Below are 26283 nucleotides of genomic sequence, written 5' to 3' on the forward strand. Positions count from 1 at the left end.
AGTTTCTCTAATTTTTAACCTTTTTCGATTTACCCTTCTTAGACTTCTGCCCGGTTTCTTCAGCCTTCGGCTCTGCCGGTGGAAAGGTATTGAACTTAAACGCCAATACAACTAATCCAGCACCAAGCACGACCATTGGGAAAGAAAGCAACTGCCCTTCTGTTAACCAGCCAAACGCTAAGTAGCCAATGTGTGCATCGGGCTCTCGGAAAAATTCCACAAAGATACGAAACAGACCGTAGAAGATTAGGAACATACCAGATACCGCATATCTCGGCTTTTGTTTGCGACTAAAAAACCAAAGGATTGCGAATAAAGCGACACCTTCTAATGCTAGCTGGTAAAGCTGCGAAGGGTGACGCGTCAGTTGTAACGGATCATGCGGAAAAATCATCGCCCAAGAGACGTCGGTTTCACGTCCCCAAAGTTCGCCACCAATAAAGTTTCCTAAACGTCCAGCACCTAGACCAATCGGCACAAACGGAGCAGCGAAATCTAATACATCAATCATGTGTTTGTTATATCGCTTCGCAAACACAGACATGGCAATAATCACACCAATTAAACCACCATGGAATGACATGCCTCCTTCCCAAATACGAAATAAAACAAGCGGATTGTCGACGAATGAGGAAAATTGATAAAAGAGAATATACCCTACGCGACCACCTAATATGACACCGATAGCACCATAAAAAATCATGTCGCTGACTTTATCCTGATCCCAAAGACCGTTAGATGTTTTTGCACGGTAACAGCCTAGGTAATAAGCAGAGGCAAAGCCGATGAGATACATAATGCCGTACCAATGTACGGAAATAGGGCCGATTGAAATCGCAATCGGATCGATATTAGGGTAGGCAATCATTTTATACTACTGATTCATTGATGAAGATTTAGCCGGACGTACAAAGCGCTCTATATTGGCATTGCGCATTAGGCCTTCCATGGTCTTTTTGACCGCAGAGGCACGTGATAGGTTCAACACTTCGTCCAGCATATTTTGTGCTTGTGCCATGGTAATGTTTCGAATGACTGCTTTCACTTTTGGCAAACTGGTAGAGCTCATTGAAAGCACATCATACCCCATCGCCATAAAGAGAATCGCACCCATCGGATCACCCGCCATTTCACCACATACACTTAGCGTAACATTTTCATCTTTCGCTTCTGTGACAATGCTCTGCAATGCTCTAAGTACCGCTGGGTGGAATGAGTGGTATAAATCTGCAACACGCGGGTTGTTTCGATCTACTGCCAGCAAGTATTGGGTCAAATCGTTGCTACCAACCGACATAAAGTCCACCAGCGCAGCCAGCTCTTTTACCTGATACACGGCAGCTGGAACTTCGATCATAACACCCACTTCAGGCATTACGACGTCATACCCTTCTTCAAGTACTTCGTCATACGCTCGTTGAATTAATACGATTGCTTCTTCTACTTCCGATACATTTGAAATCATCGGAAGCATAATTTTCAGGTTATGAAGACCCGCACTGGCTTTAATCATGGCGCGTATTTGCGCCACGAAGATCTCAAGATGGTCCAAAGTAACACGGATACCGCGCCAGCCTAGAAACGGGTTTTCTTCTTTAATCGGGAAATAAGGTAATGCTTTATCTCCACCGACATCAAGTGTCCGCACTGTAACGGGCGCTGGAGCAAAGCCTTCCAACTGCTGGCGGTAGATGACTTCTTGCTCCGCCTCTGTAGGGAATCGATCTCGAACCATGAACGGAACTTCCGTCCGATAAAGTCCAATCCCTTCGGCACCTCGGTCAAGTGAACGCGCTATGTCAGCAGACAATCCAGTATTAACAAACAAAGACAGGCGTTTTCCATCTTTTGTTTCACACGGAAGGTCTTTTAATGCTTCAAATTCCGTTTCTAACAATCGCTCTTCATCGACGATTTGCTGGTAATTTTCGGTAAGATGGTCAGACGGGTAAGTAAAAATTTGACCTGAATACCCATCCACAATCATGTCAACTTTATCAAGCTGAGTGTAGGGCACATCCAGTGCGCCCATGACGGTTGGAATCCCCATTGCTCGGGCAAGAATCGCAACATGTGAGTTGCTTGATCCCATGACAGACACTAGACCGATAACTTTATCTATAGGAACTTCGCCCAGCATAGAAGCGGTCAACTCTTCTCCGATCAAGATCACTTGTTCTTTGAATGTTTCTGCGGGGCTTGGTGCGGTTTCTTGAAGGTGAGAAAGAATACGGCGTCCGAGATCTTTTATATCGGATGCTCGTTCGCGTAGGTAAGGGTCTTCCATGCGATTAAAGTTCGACACGTGAAACTGAATCACCTGACGCAATGCGCCTTGCGCCCAATTCCCCTCTTTGATCTTATTTTCAACTTCTGCTGCTAGCGCATTGTCATCCAAGATTTTGAGGTAAACATCGAACAGGGCTTTTTCATCTTCACTCAGGTGCTGGCTTAAACGCGAGCTTGCACGCCGAATGTCTTTGCGTACGGCTTTAAGCGCTTCTGAAAAGCTACTTAGCTCAGATTCTGTATCATGCGTCTTTCGATCTGGAATCACATCCAAATCAGCAGGAGGATACACAACCATACCTTTACCAATAGCCACACCGTGGCTACCCGCTATCCCTTTATAGCGAAAATCCTGCCCTGCTGGTTTCGAGGTCTGGCTCAGTGTCGTCATCGCGCCCGTTGCTTCAGCATGCGCAATAACACCTGCTAATTGGGCGGACAAGGTAATCAAAAAGGCTTCTTCACCTTCATCAAATCGACGTTTGTCTTCATGCTGAACAACAAGAACGCCTAATACTTGGCGATGATGAATAATCGGAACCCCAAGAAAAGACTGATATCGTTCTTCTCCGGATCCACTTAAATAATGGAAAGATGGATGAGCATGCGCATCTTCGAGGTTCACAGGCTCAGCTCGACGACCAACCAAACTGACCAAACCTTCATGAGCTTTTAGACTCAATTTGCCCGCGACATCTGCATTCAGTCCACGGGTCGCCATCAAGACATATTCTTCAGTATGAGGGTCAACTAAGTAGATCGAACACACCTCGGAGCGCATTGCCCGACGCACTCGTCGAACAATGATATCCAATGCTGAGGGCAACGTTTGCGCTGCTGTCACCTCTTGTGTGATTCTTCTCAATAAACTTAGCATAACCCTCCTTTTGAATTTCTAGTATGTGAAACAATATGCAAAGCAAGAACTAAGACACTCTCTCATGCTGAGCACAGCAAATCGTATTGCGTCTAATTCAGAGTTTTAACTGTTTTCTTTCTAACCAGCGATGCGCATTAGGAACAAGTTCTTTTAGCGCACGACGGTAGACATCCTTTTTGAATGCCACAACTTGTCCAAGAGGATACCAATAGCTGACCCATCGCCATCCGTCAAATTCTGGGCATTCAGAACTGTCTACACAAACACAGGTATCAGCACAGCGAATGGTTAATAAAAACCATTTTTGCTTTTGACCAATACACAGTGGCTTACTATTATGCCGTAACATTCGTTTTGGCAAACGATAACGTAACCACCCCCGAGTTTTCCCCACGATTTCAACTTGGTGTGGATCCAACCCTACTTCTTCTTTTAGCTCTCGGTATAGAGCTTCTTCAGGGGTTTCATCAGATTTAATGCCACCTTGGGGGAATTGCCAGGCATTTTGCCCTACTCGCCTCGCCCAAAGCAGCTGGCCACGCTCGTTCATCAAAATGATGCCCACATTCGGCCTATATCCGTCTGCGTCAATCACGAGCTATCACCTATACTTTAAAGATAAACTGAATTCATTGTTCCATAAATCGGACTTTTACACAATTCGATATACATTTTGGCACACTTTTAGAAGCGCATTCTGCGATTCAAAATATACGCTATCGTAAGAAGCATTGGATGCGTATAATTTGCCCTTACTCTGTATAAGTGAGGCCAACTCGTGACTCTTGCGATTTTTGATTTAGACGGTACGTTGCTTAGTGGTGACAGTGATTACAACTGGGGACAATTCCTTGTAGAAAAAGGACTTGTTGATATTGATACGTACAAAGAAGCCAACGACCGATTCTTTGAGCAATACCAAAGTGGGACGCTGGATATTCTTGAATATTTAAGTTTCTCTCTTAAACCTCTTACGCGCTTCACTAAAGACGAACTGGACACTCTGCACAACGAGTTCATGATCGAAAAAGTCGCGCCTATGATGCAGCAGAAAGCCGCAGACCTTTTAAAGAAACACAAAGATCAAGGTCATTTTTTACTTCTGATCACTGCAACCAATCAATTTGTAACGGGCCCTATCTCAGAACAACTGGGTATGGATCACATTATTGCCCCCGTTCCTGAGATTATTAATGACGCCTATACCGGTGGCATTGTTGGCGTACCCAGCTTTCAAGAAGGAAAAGTTACGCGATTAAACGACTGGCTTAAAGAGACTGGACACTCGATGGAAGGCAGCTACTTCTATACCGATTCAAGAAACGATCTCGCACTTCTTGAACAAGTCGAACACCCAATCGCAGTTGATGCAGACAATATTCTGACGGAAATTGCCAAAGAGCGTGGCTGGGAACATATCTCACTTAGAGATTAAGAGGGTTTAGCCTTTAGAACCCACCTCCCCTTTTTTAACCGGGGAGGTCTAGGAACTTTATCAGGCAGCACCACAAAAAGTGTGCAGATAACGCTATAAATACGTTTATAGCCCCATATTATTATGCACACGATAGAACAGTGCCTTAAGATATTCCGTCTCGTCAATCGCAGGATGAACAGGATGATCCGGTGCTTGCGTTCCACGGTAAATTAACTGCGAAAAGCGTTCTAGTTGGCGGCTGTTACTGCGAATGATGTCGTGAAGACGATCTGTAGCAAGATGCATTGAGCAGGACCCCGTTACAAGAAGACCGCCTTTTGCGACCAATCGCATAGCCAATTGATTTGCTCGATGATACGCCCCTTCTCCCGCCTTAATGTCTTTACGACGAGCAATAAATGCAGGAGGGTCCATAACGACAATATCAAAACGTTGCTTTTCTTCTATCAAGGATTGCATGGCTTCGAAGGCATCTCCATGCATTAAGTTTGAACCACCTTCGTATTGGTTAAGCGATAGATTGGCTTCAACATGCTCCAGAGCCGATGCAGATGCATCGATAAAAGTCACATCGGTTGCGCCTGCCGCAGCCGCTTGGACGCCCCAGCCACCAACATAAGAGAATACATCTAATACACGTTTACCCGCACTGAATTGCTGCATGGTTTTGCGATTTTCTCTGTGGTCGTAAAACCAACCCGTTTTTTGTCCGTCCCAAACAGGCGCTTGAAAAAGTACATCATTCTCTTGAAGGTAAACCACTTCCGGAACGGTTCCGAGCACTTCTTCCACGTATGTATCCAGACCTTCTACATTACGCATTTTGCCATCGTTTTTCATAAGAATAGCAACAGGTTTGATGACATCTTGCAGCGCTTCAATGATCTCATTTTTGACCCGTTCCATTCCAGCAGTCGAAATTTGCACCACTAAGATATCAGCAAAGCGATCTACAACGAGGCCAGAAAGACCATCAGCATCTCCAAAAACTAGGCGATAGTAAGGCGTGTTATAGCTCGACTCTCGTAATGAAAGAGCTATTTTTAGGCGATGAACCAGCGTAGATTTATTTAAAACCGTATCAACACTTCGGCTAATTAATCGTCCACAAATCAGCGTATTAGGGTTTATCGTAGCAATGCCGAGCGCTTTACCTTGGGCATTCTCAACCACTACCTGATCACCGGGTTCAAATTGCTTCAAAGGTGTAGCATCGGTGTTTACCTCGTTACTGTAAATCCAATGATGTCCTGCACGAAGACGACGATCTGATTGACCTTTAAGTCGAATTACACTCAATTTATTCACCCAATAGCATTAAAAAAGCGATATTATAGTGACTATACTCTTCGATTGCTAAACGAGTATTATATTAGTGTGAAAAGATGTAATGACAATACGACAGTGAGGCAAGCCGATGTCAACTGAGCTCTCTGATTCTCAAATAAAACGCGTCCTACAAGGTATTACGATCCCTCCCCAACCCCAAGTCATGGTCGACTTGCATATGGAACAAGCAATGCCTGAACCTGATATGGGACGCATCGCTCAAATTGTTTCTCAGGATGTGGGTCTATCCGCTGCGGTTTTAAAATTTGTAAACTCAGCATTTTATGGTTTGCCAAGGAAAATTGCGTCTATTCAGCAAGCGGTCATGATGCTGGGGATCAACAGCATAGCCAACATCGTAAACGGAATTTCGGTAAAAAGTGAGTTATCAGACCAAAGCATTGAATCCATGCACCAGTTTTGGGATAACGCAATGGATGTCGCAGCGGTGAGTTCGAGTATCGCAACTCAAGTTGGATTTAAATATCAGGACGAATGCTACGCCTTAGGGTTATTTCACAATGCAGGCGTACCAATGATGATGACTCGCTTTGATGGCTACCCTGAAGTAATGAAAGAAGGGTATCAGGACGAGAGCTTTAATTTGACCGACAGAGAGAATAAAGCGTTTAAAACGAATCACTCGGTTGTTGGTTATTACCTTGCCAAATCATGGGCTCTTCCTAAGACTTGCTGCCATGTCGTCGCTCATCACCACAGAGCAGAGCAACTTTACCAAAATAGAATAGCGGGAGACGCAAAGCATCTCACTTTTATGTCCATCTTAAAAATGGCTGAACATATTAGTAAGACCCACGATATTTTGGGTGGAAGCCGTATCGACCACGAGTGGACGAAAATTGGGCATTATGCTTTGGAACACCTAGAACTCACAGACTACGACTTCGAAGGCATAATCGACGCATGTCGAGAGCAAGGCATCGGTGCAATGTAATTTAGATCCTAGAACATCAACGGCATTAAGAATAGAGCAATAGAAAACCTCTATTTCTCTATTCATGCTCGAACATCACCAAGTGATCAAGTTCAACGGTAATGCCTATTTCTTGTCCAATAAAGTGATTGTGATGCGACGAAGCGAAACAATATACAACATGGCCTGAACCCAATTTCACTCGATATAAAAAGTGAGACCCTCGAAACCATTTACTCACTATAAGGCCTTTTGACGGGCTGTCGTCATCGTGAATAATATCGTCTGGTCGTACCAATAGATCCACTTTTACATCATTTTCAAAACCGTGGTGCAGCTCACCTTGAATACGCCCTAAATCCGAATGGACACAGTTTGGACCGCAAACAACCGCAGGTAAGAAATCTCCCTGACCAATAAACGTCGCTACGAAACGCGTTTTAGGACGGTGATAAATTTGATAAGCCGTACCATATTGATGCACTCGACCCGCATCCATCACAGCAATCATGTCGGCCATTGCAAAGGCTTCCATTTGATCATGCGTTACCAATATGGCACTCATTTTTTCATGCAAAAGTATGCTTCTGATGTCTGGAACAAGCTCTTCACGTAGCTTGGCGTCCAACCCAGAAAACGGCTCATCCATTAGGAGTAATTTTGGTTTTGGCGCGATGGCTCTGGCTAACGCAATACGTTGCTGCTGCCCGCCAGAGAGTGAATGAGGATAACGCTCTTGATACCCCGATAAGCCGACTAGATTCAACAACTCCTCCACTCGCGCTTTCTTATCGGATTTGGACAGGTGACTGAGCCCAAAAGCGATGTTCTCTGCGATAGTAAGATGTGGAAACAGTGCAATATCTTGAAATACCATACCGATTTCACGCTGTTCAGGCGGTAAAACGTTCGCCTCATTTGAAAGAGTCTTATCATTCAAACAAATTTCGCCAGACATAACGGGTTCAAAACCCGCAATAGCTCTTAACAGGGTGGATTTCCCGCAACCACTTGGCCCTAACAAGCAGCCGATCTGACCTTCTAACAGTTTAAATGTAACGCCTTCCACTACGGCATTCCCTTGATAACCCACAGCAAGGTCAATTACATCCAATTCTTTTAAGATTTTATTAGGAGGGAAGGAAGTCATGGAATGTCCTGAATCATCAGTGGTTATTTGAAATAGATCGATTTAACAGTATCACAGGTAATAGACCCACCAATACGATCATTAAAGACGCAGGAGCTGCATCCACCAGCCGCTCGTCTGAGGCCAACTCAAATGCCCGCACGGCCAACGTGTTGAAGTTAAATGGGCGCAATATTAGAGTGGCAGGTAATTCTTTTAATACATCGACAAAGACAATCAGAATCGCCGTTAATATTGAGCTTTTTAATAAAGGAAAATGAATTCGCCTCAAGACCGCCATAGGCTTCAAGCCTAAAGAGCGCCCTGCCATGTCCATACTCGGTTTTACTTTCCCTAAGCCACTTTGTACTGCGCCCAATGACACAGCCATAAAACGAACCGTATAAGCGAATAATAGCGCAACCAAAGTACCTGACAGCAGCAAACCGATTTTCACATCAAACGTATGTTTAACAAAAGTGATAATTTTATGGTCCAGCCACGCCAGCGGAATAATCACACCAATAGCAATAATAGTTCCTGGAAGAGCGTACCCCATTCCCGCACTGGTCACGGCGTATGAAACACTTTTACTTTTATGAAGTCGCATTGCGTAAGATAAAACAAGAGCCAGAAAGACGGCAATAATGGCCGCATACAATGCAAGAGAAAATGAATTCCACGCCAGTTGGATAAAATCCCATGTAATAGGTTCAGCCTCAAACACAGCCCAATACAATAGAACCGATGCGGGTAAGATAAATCCAAGCAACACAGGTACAGCACATACAAGTGTCGCTGCGACGCCCTTCCAGCCAGATAAAGGAATTTTTCTTTGACTGGTTTTACTTAATCCAGAGGAATGATATTGAATCTTGCGACGCGAATAGCGCTCGGTTAACACCAATACACACACAAATAAAAGCAAAACACCCGCCAGTTGAGAAGCCCCCGCTAAGTCGCCGAAACCATAAAATGTTCGCATGATCCCAGTCGTAAACGTCGTAACACTAAAATACTGCACCGTGCCGTAATCTGCCAGCACCTCCATCATTGCCAGTGTTAAACCTGCAATAATGGCGGGTCTTGCGAGAGGCAGCGCCAATTTGAAAAAAGATTTGATATTGGAATGGCCGAGAGTGCGACTGACTTCTAAAGTGTTTGCAGATTGCTCGAGAAAAGCCGCTCGACTCATTAGATAGACATATGGGTACAAAACGAGGCTTAGCATAGCAACCGCACCACCGATCGACCTCATTTCAAAAAACCAATACTCGCCATAGCCCAAACCAGTGATATCACGAATAAAAGTCTGTATGGGGCCTGCAAAATCAAACAGCCCTGTATAGGTATAAGCGATAATATAGGCAGGCATGGACAGAGGAAGTAAAAGCGCCCAAGTTAACACCTTCCTTCCTGGAAAGTCGCAAACGCTTGTTAACCAAGCGGCAGGAACACCGAGGAGCAATACCCCCATTGCGACACTCAGCATCAATATTAGCGAATTAGAAACATAATCCGCTAATACTGTATTAACCAAGTGCACCCAAACCTCAGTTCCACTAAAGAGGTTTGAAACAATAACCAACACAGGCAGAAACAAGAGCACAGCGATCATAACGCTTGCCCATTTTAAATAAGGGAAAGAGCTCATAGAGACTGCTTTGCTAACAGACCCACCGGCACTCGCTCTTTCTAACTTCTTATTCATTCACTCTGCCTACTCTACTCACTCGCTATAAAGGTCATTCAAAAACGCTACTTCCAGCCCGCTTCATCCATCAGCTCAACCGCTAAACGGTTATTATCACCTAACACGCTGAGAGACAGTTTATCTGCTTTAAATTCACCAAATGGTTGTAAGCTTTTAGGCGGAAGAACACCTTCAACAACCGGGTATTCATTATTAACATCTGCGTACCACATTTGAGACTCATGGTTCGTCAGATAACGCATGAGTTTCACAGCATTATCAACGTTGCTTGCTGATGCTGTCACAGCTGCGCCGCTGACATTAACATGTGCACCTCGTTCATTCGCTTGTTGATTTGGCCAGAAGAGAGCCAATTTGTTATATACCTCATTGTCTTTTGGATTGCTGCTTTGGCCTAAGCGCCCAAAATAGTAGGTATTCGCAAGCGTTAGATCGCATACTCCAGCGGCAACAGCTTTTAATAAGTCAGTGTCTCCACCAAAAGGTGGGCGAGCAAGATTTCCGATATACCCTTCTATCCATTCGAGCGTGGCTTCTTTTCCATCTGCGTCGATCATAGAAGCGACTAAAGACTGGTTGTAAATATTCGTCGACGAGCGAGTGCATATCCGTCCCTTCCATTTCGGGTTTGCTAGGTCTTCATAAGTTGAAAACTCAGATGCATCCACTTTTTTAGGGTTGTAGAAAACAACACGTGCTCGTTGGGATAAACCAAACCAATAATCGTCACTGTCACGCAGGTTTTCAGGTATCGCGCTTTCCAGTTCAGCATCCTTAATAGGTTGCAACACACCCGCGTCTTTTGCTCTGAATAATCGCCCAGCATCGACTGTGATAAACATATCCGCAGGACTGGCATCACCTTCTACTTGTAAACGGCGTAGCAATGCGTCGGCTGAACCTGTAATTAAATTTACAGTAATGCCCGTTTCATCGGAAAATCGATCCAAGGCAGGTTTGATTAATGCTTCTTTACGAGCGGAATATACGTTCACTTCATCGCTCGCAGCAGCGTAAAAGGGGGTAGATGAAATGACGGTGGCTAAGGTTAGGCTGGAAAAACGAATGTGATTTAAAAAACGAGAAATAAAAGAAGTTTGCAAGCGCATCGGTATTAGTCTCTTTACTTTAATTCTTCAATCATCAAAACCTTATCCTAAAGAGCAATCGTACTCAGATTTTGACAAAAAACAGGTCACGTTGATTACGTTCAAAATGATAAATGAAAAGCGTTTTTATTAATATGTATATTTTGTAGCTCATCTTAAAGATTCAAATTATTTGTCCGCTCCTTGTCTTTTATCGACTTTTTTCACCAAATAATGACGTTTTTTCTCGAAAAAATCGAAAAACACGTTTTTGCAGGACGCAAATCAGTCCTCTCATACGACTTCACAGGTTAGCGATGCTTTATCAAACGACGCAATGAGGAAACACCTGATCGAGCTAAGCTGATAAAGGGTTCAACGTACAGCATTACAACATGAGATTGATCCAATGAAGTTCCCGTACCATAAAGTAACTTTTGCGAGTCACTCCCTTTCGCCCATGAAGAAAACAGCCGATCCCAAATGGCTAAAACCACACCAAAGTTACAATCGTAATGCGCCTTATCACGAGAATGATGCAACTGATGTTGGGCCGGAGAAATGATCCATTTTTCAATTTTAGAACCATAGCTGAGTGGTATCGGAGAGTGCCTTAAATTCGCCCCTAAAAGATTGAATACGAACGTACTCGCAAACACACCCATCACCATGAAAAGCGATACCTGCCCCGGAAACAAAATAATGAATGTCGAAACAAGCACGGACTGTACCGCCAAAGAGCGTAAGTAAAACAGTACGCCTTCAATAGGATGGGTTCTCAGAACTGTGAACGGAGTCAACACAGTCGCACTGTGGTGAACTCGATGAAATTGCCACAAAAACGGCCACCAATGCATAAGCCGATGCGTATAAAATCGTGAAAAATCATCCAATAAGAAATAGCTCACGGAGAAAAGAGTCATCACTTGCCAATCACTGAGCGCTAACGACACTTCGAATAATTCCACTCTGCCTAGTTGATACATCAAAAAGGTAATCAGCGTGAGCTTGGTAATAAGCTTTGGATAAATAAACGGTAAGATTAGGCGATTCAAAATCCAAAGACCGTAATCGGATCGAGCGGACCGATTCGTCCACAGAGTAAGGGTAAACAGTGGTTTAAGTCTTTCTATGGCTGTCGCGCGGTAACGCAAATAAAAAATCACGTACGTAAAGAGAATGCCCGTCAATAAATACGGAAGGGACACTCTCTTCTTTAAGTTAGTTAGATCAGAGAAAATTCCACTCAATTCGATCACAAGCCACTCGCTATAGCCTGCGATCATACTGCTTAGAACTCCACCTAACTCAATCGACATGCGAAACGAACACCTTAGTCGTTCTCTGCACTAGAGCCTGTGTTTAACTGATTCAATACTTTGTCCAACCCTGCTGTTTTGTCTTTGAGTCTTGCGGACAAACCAAACTGGGACGCCAATACATTTTGTACTTTAATCATATTAACTTTGTATTCTTGCATTGTGATGGTCGGCGCTTGGACATAGCCGCCTTTACCGTTTGCTGCGACGACTTGGGCATCACCGAAGAGTACCGGACTGAATCCAATAAGACGATCCAACTGCACTTGCGCTTCACCTAACTCACGTCCTGCCGCTTCCAAAGCCAGTGCGAAGCCTTTCAGCTCACCCCAGTGCTTGATATAAGATCGGTATGCTTTTTTAACGTCGCCATGGGATTCTTCAATAATCGCAATTTTCTCAAGATCTGAATAGACACTGCCGGCATACTTAAATGCAGCTTCTGCGATGACTTTTTGCCACTCTTCAGCAATGATATTCGCATAATTTTTCAATGCTTCACGCTCTGAAGAGGACAGTTTCTCTGCGTTTGCGTTTGAAATTAGCTCACGACCATCAAGAAACGCTTGTACGATAGTATGGAAGTAATTTGTATCGCTGCTCGCATCAATGCTTGCGGCATAATAAGCATACGCAAAGGCCATTTCAGATTTTAAATCGACGACTCCGTCACCGTTTACATCTGCTTTGGTGAAATATTCTGGATTACGTTTCGTAATCTGCACCACGTCTTTCGCCGTTAAATTCATGGAGTGAGCAGGCGCTCCGAAATAACCGAACGCTTCGTCCCAGACATGTTCTTTTCCGGTATAAGCCACGCCATCTTTATAAGCTTTATCGTTTGGCTTCACGTCCGCTTCTAACAATTCATCCAAATAGTGGTTAACCGCTTTGTTATAAAATACGGCTCCCATTGTGAACTTGGAAATCAGCTGAATGTAGTCGTAGCCGTTTACCGGGTCATAACCGGATTTGGTCTTAGCGGCCATTGCAACCATTTGTTCAAGCGTTTCTTTACCCGTCAGGTTGCCCGGCCAACCAGTGATTACACCTTTGTATGCACTTGAAGCTAAATTTTTACCAGAAGAAAGCTGGTCGATTTTCGTTTGTTTAATCGCGAAACCGTCTTTACTCACAGGGTCAATAATCAGTCGTCCGGCGTCACTTCCAGAAAAGTACGCCTGCATTTTTTCAGCATCCGGTTTTTTAGTGAGGACTTTTAAAGAATTGTGGAGTGCATGACGTGCAATTTGGCCTCCGTATGATACGGATGAATTTGAATCCCCTTCATATTTTTTCAACGTAACGCCAAATTCATACGTTTGTGCTTGTAGCGAAACGGCGGACAGCCCAATGAATGCAGCGATTATTGTTTTTTTCATCAAATGCTCCAGTGTCAACTTTAAGTAAATAAAATGCAAAAACTGGAGTCAATGTACCCGTCAAGAAACAATAATGCAATTCATTATCATTAGTGTCTTATAACTTTTTGTATCTGACCAAAAAGACAACAAGAGCCGTTAGGAGCGATCGCGCTCATTATTACTCCTCAACCCTGCTGCATGCGCAACAAGCTGCTTTTTTATGAACGAAGAGTTTTGACAGAAAGACATTCCAATATTTCTTAGCTGAACAATGGCGGGTTGGCGAGTTGTAAATACACGTTTAAATGTTTCCATAGAGGCCGACATTGCGATGTTATCAAGCATACGCGCTCTCTGATAACGTCGTAACGTTTTCATTTTCCCAAGCTTTTCGCCACGTTTGAATGCATTGGAAAGCACTTTTACCAAGGCGCCTGCATCTGAGAATCCTAGGTTTGCACCCTGTCCTGCTAATGGATGAATCGTATGGGCAGCGTCTCCAATCAATACAATGCCAGGTTTGACATATTGCTTCGCATGACGCTGTCGCAAAGGAATGGCCACTCGGGGAACCGTTAAATTTAAAGCGGTAAACTTACGATTAATCGCATAGGTCAAACGACGACAAAATGCGTCTTCTTCTATAGACATAAGTGCGTCTGCTTCTTGTGGAGGAACAGACCAAACAATTGAAATGTAATGACGGCCTTCAACACTAGGAAGCGGTAAAAATGCAAGAATGCCCTCTTCACCAAATGCTTGCCAAGCTGTATCTTGATGTGGCGCATCCACTTCTACCGTTGTCACTATGGCGTGGTGTCCATAATCCCATTCTACGGTTTCAAAGGCACTTTGTTGTCTCAACTGAGACAAAGCACCGTCGGCAGCAATTATCAGTTGCGCATCCAATTGACGTGCGGAATTTAACTCGACACTTACGCCGCTTTCCGTGCAAGTATATTCTGAAATCACATCATCAAAATACGTATCGATTTCACGCATTTCGCCTACTTTCGACATCAGACCATCACATAGAACGGTATTTTCAATTAGGTGTCCAAGTTCTCCCAAACCATTTGAATAGCTTTCGAACTCCACCGAGCCACTTCCTAAACCGTCCCAAACTTTCATATTTCGATAAGGAGCAAGGCGACTGGCATTTAGTTTTTGCCAAACATCAGCCTCTTCAAACAAACTCTGGGAATGCCTCGAAATGGCACTGACACGAGCATCATAAGCAGGTGGTACGGACAAAGGATAATGGCCATGGCTTTTATCTACGAGAGCAATGGACATACCTTTGTTAGCTAATAGAATAGCGGTCAGGCTTCCAACCATACCGGCACCGACAACAATGACATCATATTTTTTCGCCATTACTTATTTTCCTGCTTATGCGTCTTAATTTTAAAGTGGGCTATGAATACAAGGAACGGTAACGAGCCTACCGCTCCTATGAGACTCATTTAATTCGCCATTAAAGCTTCGATTTCATCGATTTCTTTTGCCAACCCGTGTGTCAATACATAGGGACCAGATGCCTGAATCAATACATCGTCTTCTATCCGAATACCAATACCACGCCACTTTTCGTCTACGTTATGATTGTCTTTTGATACATATAACCCAGGCTCAATGGTAAGCACCATACCTTCTTCTAAAAGACGAGACTTGCCATCTACTTTGTAGCGCCCGCAATCGTGAACATCTAACCCTAACCAATGCCCTGTATTATGCATATAGAAGTCTCTATAGGCCTTGCTTTCAATCAATTCATCAACAGATCCCTCTAACAAACCTAACTCTACCAACCCCTCTGTAAGGGTTAAGACAGCCGCGTTGTGACACGCTTCATATGGGCGATCGACTTGAAGTTCCTTTAGCCCTGCATAGTATGCATCCAATACGAGTTGATACAGCTTTGCTTGAGGCTCTGAGAATTTTCCGTTGGCAGGGAATGTTCGCGTAATATCCGACGCATAACAGCCTAGTTCGCAACCTGCATCGATTAAGATAAGATCGCCATCTTCGATGCGTTCGTCATTCTTAATGTAATGTAAAACACAGGCGTTAGAACCAGAAGCAACAATGTTGTTGTATGCAGGAGTTCGTGCTCCATTTTTCATAAACACGTAATTCAGTTCGGCTTCGAGCTCACCTTCAGTCATGCCCGGAGTCACCGTTTTCATTGCTTGTATGTGTGCCTTAACACTGATCTGAGCAGCGGCTTCCATAACAGCCACTTCTTCCTGATCTTTGCGTAAGCGAAGCTCGTTAATGGAATCGGTCACATCGATGATATTGCTCGGCGCAACCACGCCCATTCTAGCTTTACCACGCAACGTATCTATCCATGAATAAGCTTGGTCTCGTAAAAACTCATCTTCAAATAAAAACGCAATATTCTCTTTGCCATCGAGCTTTAGAGCGACAAACTCTTCAAGCTCATCTAATTCAATGGCATTTTCCACGCCGAACGATTCTATTGCTCCTTGCACACCGTATCTAAACCCGTCCCATTGCTCTTTCTCTGGGTCTTTAGGCAGTGTAGCTAATGTCGCCTCGCCAGAAGAATCGATAATTAGATAGGCCTCAGGTTCAGGGAAACCTGTGAGGTAGTAAAAGCTCGAATGAGGACGAAATTCATAATCACAATCGTTGTTTCGAGTACAAAGGCTGCCCGTACGTACAATCAGTAGGGTATTGTCAGGCAACGACGACATTAGCGTTTGTCGACGCGCTCGGTAAGTTCCTTTTGATATATTCATTTCGACCTCAATATAAAGTTAATGCTTAACATAACGGCTTCGATCCTACCGCTGTTTCCTTAATGTAATGGATTCGATTTCGTATGATCCACATCTGGGTTCACTTCATGGTGTTCTGAATACAACATCATGGCAGACAGCCTTACATACTCAATCAGTTCCGTTAAGTCTGCTTCGTTATCATTGTTGTCTTCTAGGTCTTTCATTTCAGATTGCATTGCAGAAATGTTCGCGAAATCCTGAAGCACTTGCTTAACATCATCGGATAGATTGTCTTTCTTACCTGATAAGCCGTAACCCGCTAGAAAACCGTGCGCCCATTGTGACAAGGTCATTCCTCGAACACTTAGCTCTGAATCATCGTCCGCAATACTCGGCTCAAATGCGTATTCGCCATTTTGCAGTAGCGTTAATGTTGCATTGTACAACGTCACAATTGCTTCTCGGCTAGCGGTATCTTTCCACGCTTCAATGTCACAAAACTCCACAACCATTGCCAACCATTGCTCTAGCGGCAAAGACACGCCAGAAGCAAGATAACCACATAACTGGCCATGTAATTCTGCTGGAGATGCCGAAATAGATTCTGTAACAAACACATCCGCGATTGAATCAAAATCCAATGCATCTTTTAGCACTTCTGTTGGAGTTGTCATTAATAAAACCTTTGTTAGTACATATACGTTTAAATCATTGGGGCTGATGACTAAATTTCCATAAAATTTAGCAACAAACACCTAATATATAATGCAAGAAGCCGCGCGTCTGCGCGGCTTCTAAAACCTTGTAACATATTCAGCTGAAATTATATCGCTAGAATTAGCTGAGCTGCTTCAAGCCTGATTCAAGAGTTTGAAGAATCAAAGTATTGATTGTCATGGGGCCAACACCACCCGGTACAGGTGTATAAGCAGCAACGCGATCCGTCAAAGGCCCAAGCTCAATATCACCTACACCACCTGGGTGATAGCCTGCGTCAACAACAATTGCGCCATCTTTAATCCATTCTGCTTTGATAAACTCAGGTTTACCCACTGCGCCTACGATCACATCCGCTTGCTTAATAAATTCAGAAAGATTCTGTGTACGGGAGTGACAAATTGTCACTGTCGCATTGCCGTTAAGCATCATCATCGACATGGGTTTACCCAAAATTGGGCTTCGACCAACGACAACCGCATGCTTACCCGTTAAATCTACATCGTAAGCTTCTAAAAGACGCATGATTCCAGCTGGCGTTGCTGCACCGTAAGCAGGCTCTTGCATTGCCATTCGACCAAAGCCTAAGCAAGTTACGCCATCAACATCTTTATGTGCAGCGATTGCATCAAAACAGACGCGCTCATCAATTTGTGCTGGAACAGGGTGTTGGAGCAAAATTCCATGCACGTCTGAGTTTGCATTCAGCTCATCAATCTTGGCTAATAGCTCTTCTGTCGTAGTAGTGTCTGGTAGCTCAATTGCTAGTGAATCCATGCCGACACGACGGCAGGCATTGCCTTTCATTTTCACATACGTTGCAGATGCTGGATCTGCACCTACCAAAATAGTAGCCAGAATGGGGGTTCCGCCTGTACGCTCTTTTAGTTCTGCAACTTGCGTTTTCAGGCGTTCTTCGGTTTCTTTGGCACACTGCTTGCCATCAAGAACCAATGCTGTCATCGATTACTCCGCGAATACATTTGTGGTGGTGTTTGGGGGGCACCATTATAACGCATATCGAGAACTTTTTGTGCACTTTGAAACGTGTGTTTTCAGCGTGGTTCAATATGATCTACCATCAGCTGCAAGTTTCTTTGCCCTCTGAACTCATTAATATCAAGCTTAAAAACCAAATGCGCTCTTTCACACTCACTTGGCCATGTATTTAGATCTGCGAAAAAATGTATCGCATCCAACAAGATACCAGAACGAGGTTCACGAACCGTGAGCTTTAGATGTTTCTCGCCCACAATTCGCTGTTGTAATAACTCAAATTCACCATCAAAACATGGCTCAGGAAACGCTTGCCCCCAAGGCCCTAAAAGCCTAACTTGCTCTGCGAACCCTAAACTGAAATCTTCACATGCTAGTTCGCCATCGGTATATATGGTGGCTTCCAATTGTTCGGGTGTTACCCATTCGGTGATAATCTCATCGAAAGCTTGAGCAAATGCACTGTAGTCATTTTCTTTTATAGACATGCCCGCGGCCATGGCGTGACCACCGAATTTACTGAGTAAATGCGGATGACGCTTTGCTAAAAGATCTAAAGCATCGCGAATATGCACACCAGGGATTGAGCGAGCAGACCCTTTTAACGTTCCGTCATCTGCTTGCGCAAACGCAATCACTGGCCGGTAGCACTTTTCCTTCATGCGAGACGCAAGAATACCAATCACACCTTGATGCCAGCACTCGTCGTAAAAACACAGTCCATTTGGCATATCGTCGCCAACTGTTAACTTATCGAGTTCAGATTCTGCCTGCTGCTTCATCTCACTTTCGATAACTTTGCGCTCACGATTAAACTGATCGAGTTGCTGTGCATACTCTCGGGCGATGTGTGTGTGAGTCGCAAGTAAGCATTCAATGCCGATAGACATGTCATCTAAACGACCCGCAGCATTAAGGCGCGGCCCGACAACAAACCCCAGATCAGAGGCTTTTAAGCGTCCATACTCTCTTCCTCCCAATTCAATCAATGCAAGTATCCCCGGACGAGCGTAACCACTTTGAATTCGCTGGATGCCTTGCTGCACAAGGATTCGGTTATTTGCATCTAACGGGACAACATCAGCAACCGTTCCAAGCGCTACCAGGTCCAAATAATCCGCCATTTTCGGAGGACGAATATGTTGTTCTTCAAACCATCGTCGAGAAGTCAGCTCGGCTCTTAACGCACTCATGACATAGAAAATAACACCCACACCCGCCAACGATTTACTTTCAAATTCACACTGAGGGTGGTTTGGATTCACAATGGCATCAGCATCCGGCAACTCATCGCCCGGCAAGTGATGATCTGTCACGATCACCTTCATTCCAGCCGCTTTTGCGGCGGCGACTCCCTCAATACTGGCGATCCCGTTGTCCACTGTCACCAAAACATTTGGCTTGGACTCACATGCGACGGCGACAATTTCTGGCGTCAGCCCGTACCCGAACTCAAAGCGATTAGGCACGAGATACTCAGGTGAAACTGCACCCATTGCCTCCATAGCCAGTATCCCTAATGTCGTCGAAGTTGCGCCATCGGCATCAAAATCTCCCACGATCAGAATTTTATCACCCTTCTCAATCGCGTCAGCAAGTATGTTCGCCGCATTTTGAATATCATAAAAGCGTTTAGGATGAAGCAAATAAGGGAGCCGGTAGTCAATTTGCTCGGCATTGGTGACACCACGACAGGCCAGTACCCGCTGCAATGTTAAAGATAAGTGAGATGGGAGCTGTATTTCTTGATTATTAGGGGGCGTTCGAGGCTGAATATGCATTTGCGGTTTCTAAATTTCGAATCTTAAGTTGCCCTATTCTACCACGCCTTTGATTGCTGAACGAACGGAGCTCAACTAAAGTGAAATTAGCAGTATCGCTTTTCGCACAAAGTTGTATTGCTAAATCCCGCTCGGGGTTCGGTTTATTGCCGGATTCCGAGCTTCTTATTCCTTACTACCACGGACGTCTTGATTCATCTTGACCGGTAGCAACAACATAACGATTTCGCCCTTCTCTTTTCGCCTTATACAAAGCAGCATCGGCATAGGAAATCGAGTCATGCACCATATCGTCAGGTTCAAGTTTGCTAATTCCAATACTGATCGATGCTTGAAGTAAATCACGCTTATGAGGAACATTGAGTTTACAGACGTCTGAGCACACTCTTCTGGCCCAATGCTTTGCTTCGTCAATACTGCTCGTAGAAAGCAGTACCAAAAACTCTTCTCCTCCCCAGCGAGCGACAACCCCTTCAGGTCCGATCGTGGAGGTTAATACCTGTGCCACTTTTTCAAGATATACGTCACCCGCATCATGACCATAGATATCATTAATTTGCTTAAAATGATCAATATCCATCAATAATATATGGCGTCGTCCACTCACCGATGTTTCCAGTTTTTCATACATGCCATATCTATTTAAAAGTTTTGTTAACTCGTCCGTAATGGCTTTCTTTTCCAATAGATAACTCGATTCTCTCAACATCTTATTATAGTGAGACATGCTGTATTCATAGATAGTGGACAAGGCAACAACAACTAAGAATGAATACATTATCCGACTAGCAATTACGTCATCGTAATCATGCCCGCCTCGAAAATCATCGGCAAAAAAGAGAATCACGCCCAACAACAAGGAGAAAACACACAGCTCTTTTACTCCTCTTCTTAATCCTTGAAGAAAGAGCGATACGGCAGGCACGCAAAAGATCCACACATGGCCGGTTCCAGATACTCCGCCTGTGTATACCAAATAGAGCATAAGCGCATATAAAGGATAGATGAAAAGCTTACCAGCTAATTGATAATTGGTGGCCCAACGAATAAATAACACGGCAAAAAAATACAAACAGCTGATAAAAAGCAGTATAAAAGAAAGCAACCAATCACCCTTAATAAGCGCGACGATGCCGAGCAAGCCAGTAAAAAAGATACCAACTAGGCAGAATAAACTGGTAATCAACATTCGACGTACGTTGTTGTTTAATAAGTCAGAATTCGCTTCGCCATAAACAAGTCGTCGAACCTTTTTCTTGAACGAATTAAAAATGTTGCTTTCCTTTCTATTGAAATGGATCACTGGCACTCAAAACTTCTAGGGATATCCATTAAAAATAGACTTTATATGATAAAAGTATATTGCCTTTTGTTGAGTTCTGTAATTAAAGCGGCAAAGTAACACTGCTACCACTTGAACTCCAACCGTATTGACTGAGCCGTAAACAGCCATCATAAATTGCTGTTTACATCGTCTGTGCGGGGTTATATTTTTCCCAAATTACGCAGGATATAAACGAGAAAGCAATACAGGCACAGCCGTCTCGACTTTAAGAATCCGATCCCCCATCTGAACCGTTTCGACTCCTGCTTCTTGCCACTTTCCTACTTCATATTCACTCCAACCACCTTCGGGGCCGATAGCCAATATAGAAGGCTGTTTAAGATCAATAGGGCAAGCCTTGGCATTATATGGATGAGCGAGCAAGCCAAGCACATCAGGCGTCATCAAGGTTGGAAAAATATCTTCGACAAACGGTTTAAAACGAGGGCAAAACGTAATGGTTGGTATTACCGTATCTTTCGCCTGTTCCAAACCTTCAAAAACAAAGTTTTCAATACTCTCAGGCTTCAATACAGGACTTTGCCAATAACTTTTTTCAACCTTTGAGGAGTGAATTAAGTAAACGTTCTTAACGCCCATTGCCGTAATATTCGTCAGCGTGCGCTTCAACATGTTAGGCCGTGGTAACGCTAATACCAAAGTAAGCGGTAAGCTTTTAGGTGGCAAAGCATCTAGATGCACAATATTTACCAAGCCAGAAGGCAAATCAAATATCGCATCTCCTATATTGCCATTAACCACACCGACACGAATTCGCTCTCCATCAGCCTTCCTCAAAACTTGCGTAACATGCTTCATCTGACTTTCTGTCAGTTTGTATTGAGTTGGAGTTTGTTTCTGTTCTTCACGTAATAAAATTAGGTTCATATCTTAAAAAAAAGGAGCCATTGGCTCCTTTTTTGATTTCCTTAACTATCAATATTTCTGCTCATGCAGCAGCAAAACTAGATGTTCGCAGCAACAAACTGCTGAATGTCAGACAACTCGTTCTCCAGCACTTCATAAGACTCTTTTCGTTCAAACAAGTCTTTCATGTGTTCTGGTAACTTAGGTGATTCACATCCTGCTTTTTCGACCGCTTCTGGAAACTTAACTGGATGCGCTGTCGCCAATGTAATCATTGGAACAGACTTATCCTTCCAGCACTTGCGCGCAGCCTCAAGACCAATTGCTGTGTGAGGGTCTAAAAGATACTGAGTGTCGGCAAAGACATCTGCAATCACCTGACATGTCACTTCGTCATCAACTTTATAACTGTCAAAGTTATCTTTAACAAACGCCCATGCTTCATCGTTTAAAGTCACGTCGCCTTCGTTAAAACGCGCCATCAACTCAGATATTTTTTCACCATCACGACCATGAGCATCAAACAACAAACGTTCGAAGTTACTGGATACCATGATATCCATACTTGGTGATAACGTTACATTCAGCGATTGACGGCTCATATCGTTTTCAGAAATAGTACGGTGCAGAATATCGTTTTGGTTTGTCGCAACAACCAACTGATCAATGGGTAATCCCATTTTTTTCGCTAGGTAGCCGGCAAAAATGTCACCAAAATTCCCAGTCGGTACAGAGAAAGACACCTTACGATGTGGACCACCGACCGCCAAGGCAGACGAGAAGTAGTAAACAACTTGAGCCATAATACGAGCCCAGTTAATGGAGTTTACTGCCCCAAGTTTTGCACCCTTTAGAAACGATTGGTCGGCAAAGCTTGCTTTAACCATACCCTGACAATCGTCAAAGTTACCTTTTACCGCAATATTGAACACATTATCATCAACAATGGTCGTCATTTGTCGACGTTGCACTTCAGATACGCGCTGATAAGGGTGAAGAATAAATATATCCAAATGCTCTGAATGGCGGCAACCTTCGATCGCAGCAGAACCAGTATCGCCAGACGTCGCACCAATAATAACCAGTTTTTCTTCGCGTTTCACCAATACAAAGTCCATCAATCGACCTAACAATTGAAGAGCGAAATCTTTAAACGCAAGCGTTGGGCCTCTAAACAGCTCTAGCACCCATTCATTGTTACCCGTTTGAACCATCGGCGCGACCGACGTATGGTTGAAGCTAGAGTAAGCTTCATCAATCATACGTTTGAAATCGTCAGCAGGGATTTCCCCTTCGACAAATGGCCACATAATTTTAAATGCCAATTCTTGATAACTCAGAGACGCCCAAGATGCAATTTCTTCTTTTGTATAACTTGGAAGAGTTTCTGGAATGTAAAGACCGCCATCATTAGCAAGTCCAGCAAGCAGAACATCTCCAAAACCCAGTGCAGGAGCTTGTCCGCGAGTAGAAATATATTTCATTACTTTATCTTCTCAATCAAATATCGGCGTTAGGCCAAATGTTCAACACGAATTCGTTGTATTTTTCCAGCAACATCTGGTAACTCTTCGATCGCTGTAATCGCCGCATTCATATTTTGTTCTTTGACTGTGTGAGTCATAACCACTAGTGGAACCAAATCGCCACCGTTACGCTCTCGTTGAATAACAGATTCGATACTGATTCCGTTTTCAGACAAAATTTGTGTGATATTCGCAAGAACACCAGCACGATCCTGAATTCGCATATTTAGAAAGAAACCACTTTCGATTTCTTCAACTGGCAGAATCGTCGTCGCCGCTAGAGAACCTTCCTGAAAAGCCAAATGCGGAACGCGATTGGTTGGGTCTGCTGTAAGCGTACGTGCGACATCAACAACATCAGCAATAACAGAAGATCCCGTAGGCAATGCACCAGCACCTGCTCCATAAGTCAATGTAGGACCAACCGCATCGCCTTTCACCATTACAGCGTTCATCACACCGTTTACATTAGCAAGCAACTGCTTATATGAAATCAATGTTGGATGAACACGCAACTCAATCCCATCGTGAGTACGGCGAGCAATACCTAGGTGTTTGATTGCATAACCCAACTCATGTGCAAAAGAAACGTCTTCTGATGTAATTTGGCTAATACCTTCCGTGTATGTTTTTTCAAACTGAAGCGGTATACCGAAAGCAATTGACGCTAATATAGTTAACTTATGGGCCGCATCGATGCCTTCGACATCAAATGTTGGATCTGCTTCTGCGTATCCAAGCTCTTGTGCCTCAGCCAACACGTCTGAGAAATCACGACCTTTTTCAGACATTTCGGTCATGATGAAGTTGCCTGTACCATTTATGATACCGGCCAACCATTCAATTTTGTTTGCTGAAAGTCCTTCGCGAATCGATTTAATGATTGGAATGCCACCTGCAACTGCAGCTTCAAACGCAACCATAACGCCTTTTTCTTCGGCGCGAGCAAAGATTTCATTACCGTGCTCAGCAATAAGGGCTTTGTTTGCTGTAACAACGTGCTTACCATTTTCAATTGCCGTCAATACAAGCTCTTTTGCAATGCTTGTGCCCCCGATCAATTCCAATACGATATCGATCTCTGGGTTGTTAACAACGTCGAAAATGTCTCTGGTAATGTTTACACCGGTCAGATCGCACGCTGGGTTATCTCTGCGAGCACCCACCTGTTCAACCACAATGCTACGCCCTACGCGTCGAGTAATCTCTTCTGCATTATTTAGAAGAATGTTTACACTTCCAGAACCTACGGTTCCAAGCCCACATATTCCGACTTTTACCGGTTTCAAAACAGTACCCCACACCTGACGGTTATTAAATGACGACGCTGGAACATTCTCCAATGCGATTTGCATACGTCGATTGGCCTAATATCTGTATTTTATTTGGCCCAAGAGACCCGATTATAGCGCTTGTCTGAGCTAAACCCAATGCGGAAAAACGCTAAAATCAAGCTATATGAATATTTCTAATTAAGGAAAGAGAATTAAGAAGTTGCTGAGTGCTGTAATCAAAAACGACACTCAGCAACTTAAAGCAGATTAGAGGCCTAATTCAGCAGCCAGTCTGTTAGCTTCAATGTAGCCCGGCATAAATTTACCATTACTTAAGACAATACTTGGCGTTCCGCGAACACCTACTGTATTGCCAAGTTTAAATTGATCGGCCACTGGGTTTTTACATTTATTTTGTGGCACCTCTTCGCCTTTTTTAGCTTGGGTCATCCAGTATTTTGGATCATCGGAACACCATATACTCACCATAGTATTGTAGGCTGGAGAGCCGACGCCAGCACGAGGGTAAGCCATATAACGTACAGTGATTCCCAATTCGTTTAGCTGATCTATCTCTCGGTGTAACATCCGACAATAACCACAATCAACATCAGTGAATACGGTAATATGCGCTTTTTCATCTTCAGCCTTAAAGACGATCATTTGATCTTCAGGCACGGTTTCCACTTTTGCCATTTTGGCAATTTCAGTCTCATTGACTAGTGACGTACTTTCTACCCGATACAAATCCCCAAGCACAAAATACTTACCGTCTTTAGTAACATGCAAAGTTGGCCCATTTTCTATGGATACAACATAAAGACCAGCCGCATCATGTTCTGCAATAGAGGTGATTTTTGCTCCTGGAATTGCCTTTTGTAGCGCTTTTTCTATGTCTTCCTGATCGGCAAATACAGGTTGAACCAAAAAAGTTAAAGACAGTGAAAGCAAACCAAGTATGTAACGAATCTTCATTTATTGTTCCTAGTATCGAATATGCTATTGCCATTAGGCCACAATATATTAATGAAGTTCCACGATAAACCAAAGAAAAGTTACGTCATCTTATTATTCAAGAAGTGTGAACAGCAGGAATTCATCGTTGGTATGTAAAAAGTTGGCCATAAAAAAAGGCGACCTGTGGTCGCCTTTTTTACATCTCTTACGAAAAGAGAAAAGAAATTAACGCTTAGCCAATTTCTCTTTGATACGTGCAGATTTACCTGAACGTTCACGTAGGTAGTAGATCTTAGCTTGACGCACGTCACCGCGGCGTTTCACTTCAACACTTTCTACTAGAGGGCTGTATGTCTGGAACGCACGTTCAACACCTACACCACTAGAAATTTTACGTACAGTGAATGCAGAGTTAAGACCACGGTTGCGTTTCGCGATTACAACACCTTCAAAAGCCTGTAGACGCTCACGTGAACCTTCTTTAACTTTAACCTGAACAATAACAGTATCACCCGCGCCAAACGCAGGGATCTCTTTTGTCATTTGTTCTGCTTCTAGCTGTTGAATCAGCTTAGTTTTGTTGCTCATGGATTTGACTCCTAACAAA

General features: G+C 43.7%; 22 protein-coding genes. 2 read left to right on the forward strand and 20 right to left on the reverse strand.

Going from position 1 to position 26283, the window contains the following annotated elements; all coding sequences use genetic code 11:
- Positions 1-7: 7 nt before the first annotated feature.
- The 3 genes from lgt to DFP79_RS01240 all read right to left on the reverse strand — a co-directional run bounded on the left by lgt (position 8) and on the right by DFP79_RS01240 (position 3764).
- Positions 8-868 (reverse strand): prolipoprotein diacylglyceryl transferase, encoded by an 861-nt coding sequence (gene lgt, locus DFP79_RS01230; protein WP_133502143.1) that lies wholly within the window; start codon positions 866-868, stop codon positions 8-10.
- A 6-nt stretch (positions 869-874) separates the two neighbouring features.
- A complete protein-coding gene (ptsP, locus tag DFP79_RS01235) occupies positions 875-3166 on the reverse strand; it encodes a phosphoenolpyruvate--protein phosphotransferase (RefSeq protein WP_133502144.1) in 2292 nt (763 codons plus the stop codon).
- Positions 3167-3263: 97 nt separating this feature from the next.
- Entirely contained in the window at positions 3264-3764 is a 501-nt protein-coding gene (locus DFP79_RS01240; RefSeq protein ID WP_133502145.1) for an RNA pyrophosphohydrolase, read from the reverse strand.
- Positions 3765-3947: 183 nt separating this feature from the next.
- Here DFP79_RS01240 and DFP79_RS01245 point away from each other — a divergent pair, with 183 nt between their 5' ends.
- Positions 3948-4604, forward strand: coding sequence for a histidinol-phosphatase (locus tag DFP79_RS01245; RefSeq protein WP_133502146.1), 657 nt, complete (start codon positions 3948-3950; stop codon positions 4602-4604).
- A 105-nt stretch (positions 4605-4709) separates the two neighbouring features.
- Here DFP79_RS01245 and DFP79_RS01250 read toward each other — a convergent pair whose 3' ends face one another.
- Positions 4710-5906: a class I SAM-dependent rRNA methyltransferase gene (locus DFP79_RS01250; RefSeq protein WP_133502147.1), complete on the reverse strand. Its 1197-nt coding sequence runs from the start codon at positions 5904-5906 to the stop codon at positions 4710-4712.
- A 118-nt stretch (positions 5907-6024) separates the two neighbouring features.
- Here DFP79_RS01250 and DFP79_RS01255 point away from each other — a divergent pair, with 118 nt between their 5' ends.
- Positions 6025-6891 carry an HDOD domain-containing protein gene (locus DFP79_RS01255; protein WP_133502148.1) on the forward strand — a complete coding sequence of 289 codons (867 nt, stop codon included), beginning with the start codon at positions 6025-6027 and terminating at the stop codon, positions 6889-6891.
- Positions 6892-6949: 58 nt separating this feature from the next.
- Here the strand turns inward: DFP79_RS01255 and DFP79_RS01260 are convergent, their stop codons facing one another.
- The 16 genes from DFP79_RS01260 to rplS all read right to left on the reverse strand — a co-directional run bounded on the left by DFP79_RS01260 (position 6950) and on the right by rplS (position 26264).
- Complete coding sequence (locus tag DFP79_RS01260) at positions 6950-8020, reverse strand: ABC transporter ATP-binding protein (protein ID WP_133502149.1); 1071 nt, start codon at positions 8018-8020, stop codon at positions 6950-6952.
- A gap of 16 nt (positions 8021-8036) precedes the next feature.
- The gene (locus DFP79_RS01265; RefSeq protein ID WP_208111377.1) at positions 8037-9710 is read right to left on the reverse strand and encodes an ABC transporter permease; all 1674 of its coding nucleotides are present in this window, start codon (positions 9708-9710) and stop codon (positions 8037-8039) included.
- Positions 9711-9757: 47 nt separating this feature from the next.
- The gene (locus tag DFP79_RS01270; RefSeq protein WP_133502150.1) at positions 9758-10822 is read right to left on the reverse strand and encodes a Fe(3+) ABC transporter substrate-binding protein; all 1065 of its coding nucleotides are present in this window, start codon (positions 10820-10822) and stop codon (positions 9758-9760) included.
- A 290-nt stretch (positions 10823-11112) separates the two neighbouring features.
- Positions 11113-12120 (reverse strand): sterol desaturase family protein, encoded by a 1008-nt coding sequence (locus DFP79_RS01275; RefSeq protein WP_133502151.1) that lies wholly within the window; start codon positions 12118-12120, stop codon positions 11113-11115.
- A 14-nt stretch (positions 12121-12134) separates the two neighbouring features.
- The gene (locus DFP79_RS01280) at positions 12135-13502 is read right to left on the reverse strand and encodes a DUF4856 domain-containing protein (RefSeq protein ID WP_133502152.1); all 1368 of its coding nucleotides are present in this window, start codon (positions 13500-13502) and stop codon (positions 12135-12137) included.
- 138 nt (positions 13503-13640) lie between these two features.
- Positions 13641-14861 (reverse strand): UbiH/UbiF/VisC/COQ6 family ubiquinone biosynthesis hydroxylase, encoded by a 1221-nt coding sequence (locus DFP79_RS01285; RefSeq protein ID WP_133502153.1) that lies wholly within the window; start codon positions 14859-14861, stop codon positions 13641-13643.
- A gap of 89 nt (positions 14862-14950) precedes the next feature.
- Complete coding sequence (locus DFP79_RS01290) at positions 14951-16252, reverse strand: aminopeptidase P N-terminal domain-containing protein (RefSeq protein WP_133502154.1); 1302 nt, start codon at positions 16250-16252, stop codon at positions 14951-14953.
- A gap of 59 nt (positions 16253-16311) precedes the next feature.
- On the reverse strand, positions 16312-16908 hold the full coding sequence (locus DFP79_RS01295) for a UPF0149 family protein (protein WP_133502155.1): 597 nt from the start codon (positions 16906-16908) through the stop codon (positions 16312-16314).
- A gap of 163 nt (positions 16909-17071) precedes the next feature.
- Entirely contained in the window at positions 17072-17914 is an 843-nt protein-coding gene (gene folD, locus DFP79_RS01300) for a bifunctional methylenetetrahydrofolate dehydrogenase/methenyltetrahydrofolate cyclohydrolase FolD (protein WP_133502156.1), read from the reverse strand.
- A 92-nt stretch (positions 17915-18006) separates the two neighbouring features.
- Entirely contained in the window at positions 18007-19728 is a 1722-nt protein-coding gene (gene recJ, locus DFP79_RS01305) for a single-stranded-DNA-specific exonuclease RecJ (RefSeq protein WP_133502157.1), read from the reverse strand.
- Positions 19729-19903: 175 nt separating this feature from the next.
- Positions 19904-21037 (reverse strand): GGDEF domain-containing protein, encoded by a 1134-nt coding sequence (locus DFP79_RS01310; RefSeq protein WP_133502158.1) that lies wholly within the window; start codon positions 21035-21037, stop codon positions 19904-19906.
- Positions 21038-21229: 192 nt separating this feature from the next.
- Positions 21230-21940 carry a 16S rRNA (uracil(1498)-N(3))-methyltransferase gene (locus tag DFP79_RS01315; protein ID WP_133502159.1) on the reverse strand — a complete coding sequence of 237 codons (711 nt, stop codon included), beginning with the start codon at positions 21938-21940 and terminating at the stop codon, positions 21230-21232.
- A 77-nt stretch (positions 21941-22017) separates the two neighbouring features.
- Positions 22018-23403: a threonine synthase gene (thrC, locus tag DFP79_RS01320; protein WP_133502160.1), complete on the reverse strand. Its 1386-nt coding sequence runs from the start codon at positions 23401-23403 to the stop codon at positions 22018-22020.
- Between the two features lie 29 nt (positions 23404-23432).
- Positions 23433-24734: a homoserine dehydrogenase gene (locus DFP79_RS01325; RefSeq protein ID WP_133502176.1), complete on the reverse strand. Its 1302-nt coding sequence runs from the start codon at positions 24732-24734 to the stop codon at positions 23433-23435.
- Positions 24735-24986: 252 nt separating this feature from the next.
- Positions 24987-25694 carry a thioredoxin fold domain-containing protein gene (locus tag DFP79_RS01330; RefSeq protein WP_133502161.1) on the reverse strand — a complete coding sequence of 236 codons (708 nt, stop codon included), beginning with the start codon at positions 25692-25694 and terminating at the stop codon, positions 24987-24989.
- Between the two features lie 207 nt (positions 25695-25901).
- A complete protein-coding gene (rplS, locus tag DFP79_RS01335; protein ID WP_133502162.1) occupies positions 25902-26264 on the reverse strand; it encodes a 50S ribosomal protein L19 in 363 nt (120 codons plus the stop codon).
- Between the last annotated feature and the right edge of the window lie 19 nt (positions 26265-26283).

Source organism: Marinomonas balearica (assembly GCF_004362145.1).
Taxonomy (GTDB): Bacteria; Pseudomonadota; Gammaproteobacteria; order Pseudomonadales; family Marinomonadaceae; genus Marinomonas; species Marinomonas balearica.

Excerpts from the sequence above, each read along its gene's own strand:
- lgt (WP_133502143.1), bottom strand. The coding sequence starts at position 868 with ATGATTGCCTACCCTAATATCGATCCGATTGCGATTTCAATCGGCCCT.
- DFP79_RS01275 (WP_133502151.1), bottom strand. The coding sequence starts at position 12,120 with ATGTCGATTGAGTTAGGTGGAGTTCTAAGCAGTATGATCGCAGGCTAT.
- DFP79_RS01255 (WP_133502148.1), top strand. The coding sequence starts at position 6,025 with ATGTCAACTGAGCTCTCTGATTCTCAAATAAAACGCGTCCTACAAGGT.
- folD (WP_133502156.1), bottom strand. The coding sequence starts at position 17,914 with ATGACAGCATTGGTTCTTGATGGCAAGCAGTGTGCCAAAGAAACCGAA.
- recJ (WP_133502157.1), bottom strand. The coding sequence starts at position 19,728 with ATGCATATTCAGCCTCGAACGCCCCCTAATAATCAAGAAATACAGCTC.
- thrC (WP_133502160.1), bottom strand. The coding sequence starts at position 23,403 with ATGAAATATATTTCTACTCGCGGACAAGCTCCTGCACTGGGTTTTGGA.
- rplS (WP_133502162.1), bottom strand. The coding sequence starts at position 26,264 with ATGAGCAACAAAACTAAGCTGATTCAACAGCTAGAAGCAGAACAAATG.
- DFP79_RS01330 (WP_133502161.1), bottom strand. The coding sequence starts at position 25,694 with ATGAAGATTCGTTACATACTTGGTTTGCTTTCACTGTCTTTAACTTTT.
- DFP79_RS01285 (WP_133502153.1), bottom strand. The coding sequence starts at position 14,861 with ATGGCGAAAAAATATGATGTCATTGTTGTCGGTGCCGGTATGGTTGGA.
- DFP79_RS01280 (WP_133502152.1), bottom strand. The coding sequence starts at position 13,502 with ATGAAAAAAACAATAATCGCTGCATTCATTGGGCTGTCCGCCGTTTCG.
- ptsP (WP_133502144.1), bottom strand. The coding sequence starts at position 3,166 with ATGCTAAGTTTATTGAGAAGAATCACACAAGAGGTGACAGCAGCGCAA.
- DFP79_RS01265 (WP_208111377.1), bottom strand. The coding sequence starts at position 9,710 with ATGAATAAGAAGTTAGAAAGAGCGAGTGCCGGTGGGTCTGTTAGCAAA.
- DFP79_RS01315 (WP_133502159.1), bottom strand. The coding sequence starts at position 21,940 with ATGAACCTAATTTTATTACGTGAAGAACAGAAACAAACTCCAACTCAA.
- DFP79_RS01270 (WP_133502150.1), bottom strand. The coding sequence starts at position 10,822 with ATGCGCTTGCAAACTTCTTTTATTTCTCGTTTTTTAAATCACATTCGT.
- DFP79_RS01290 (WP_133502154.1), bottom strand. The coding sequence starts at position 16,252 with ATGAATATATCAAAAGGAACTTACCGAGCGCGTCGACAAACGCTAATG.
- DFP79_RS01295 (WP_133502155.1), bottom strand. The coding sequence starts at position 16,908 with ATGACAACTCCAACAGAAGTGCTAAAAGATGCATTGGATTTTGATTCA.
- DFP79_RS01260 (WP_133502149.1), bottom strand. The coding sequence starts at position 8,020 with ATGACTTCCTTCCCTCCTAATAAAATCTTAAAAGAATTGGATGTAATT.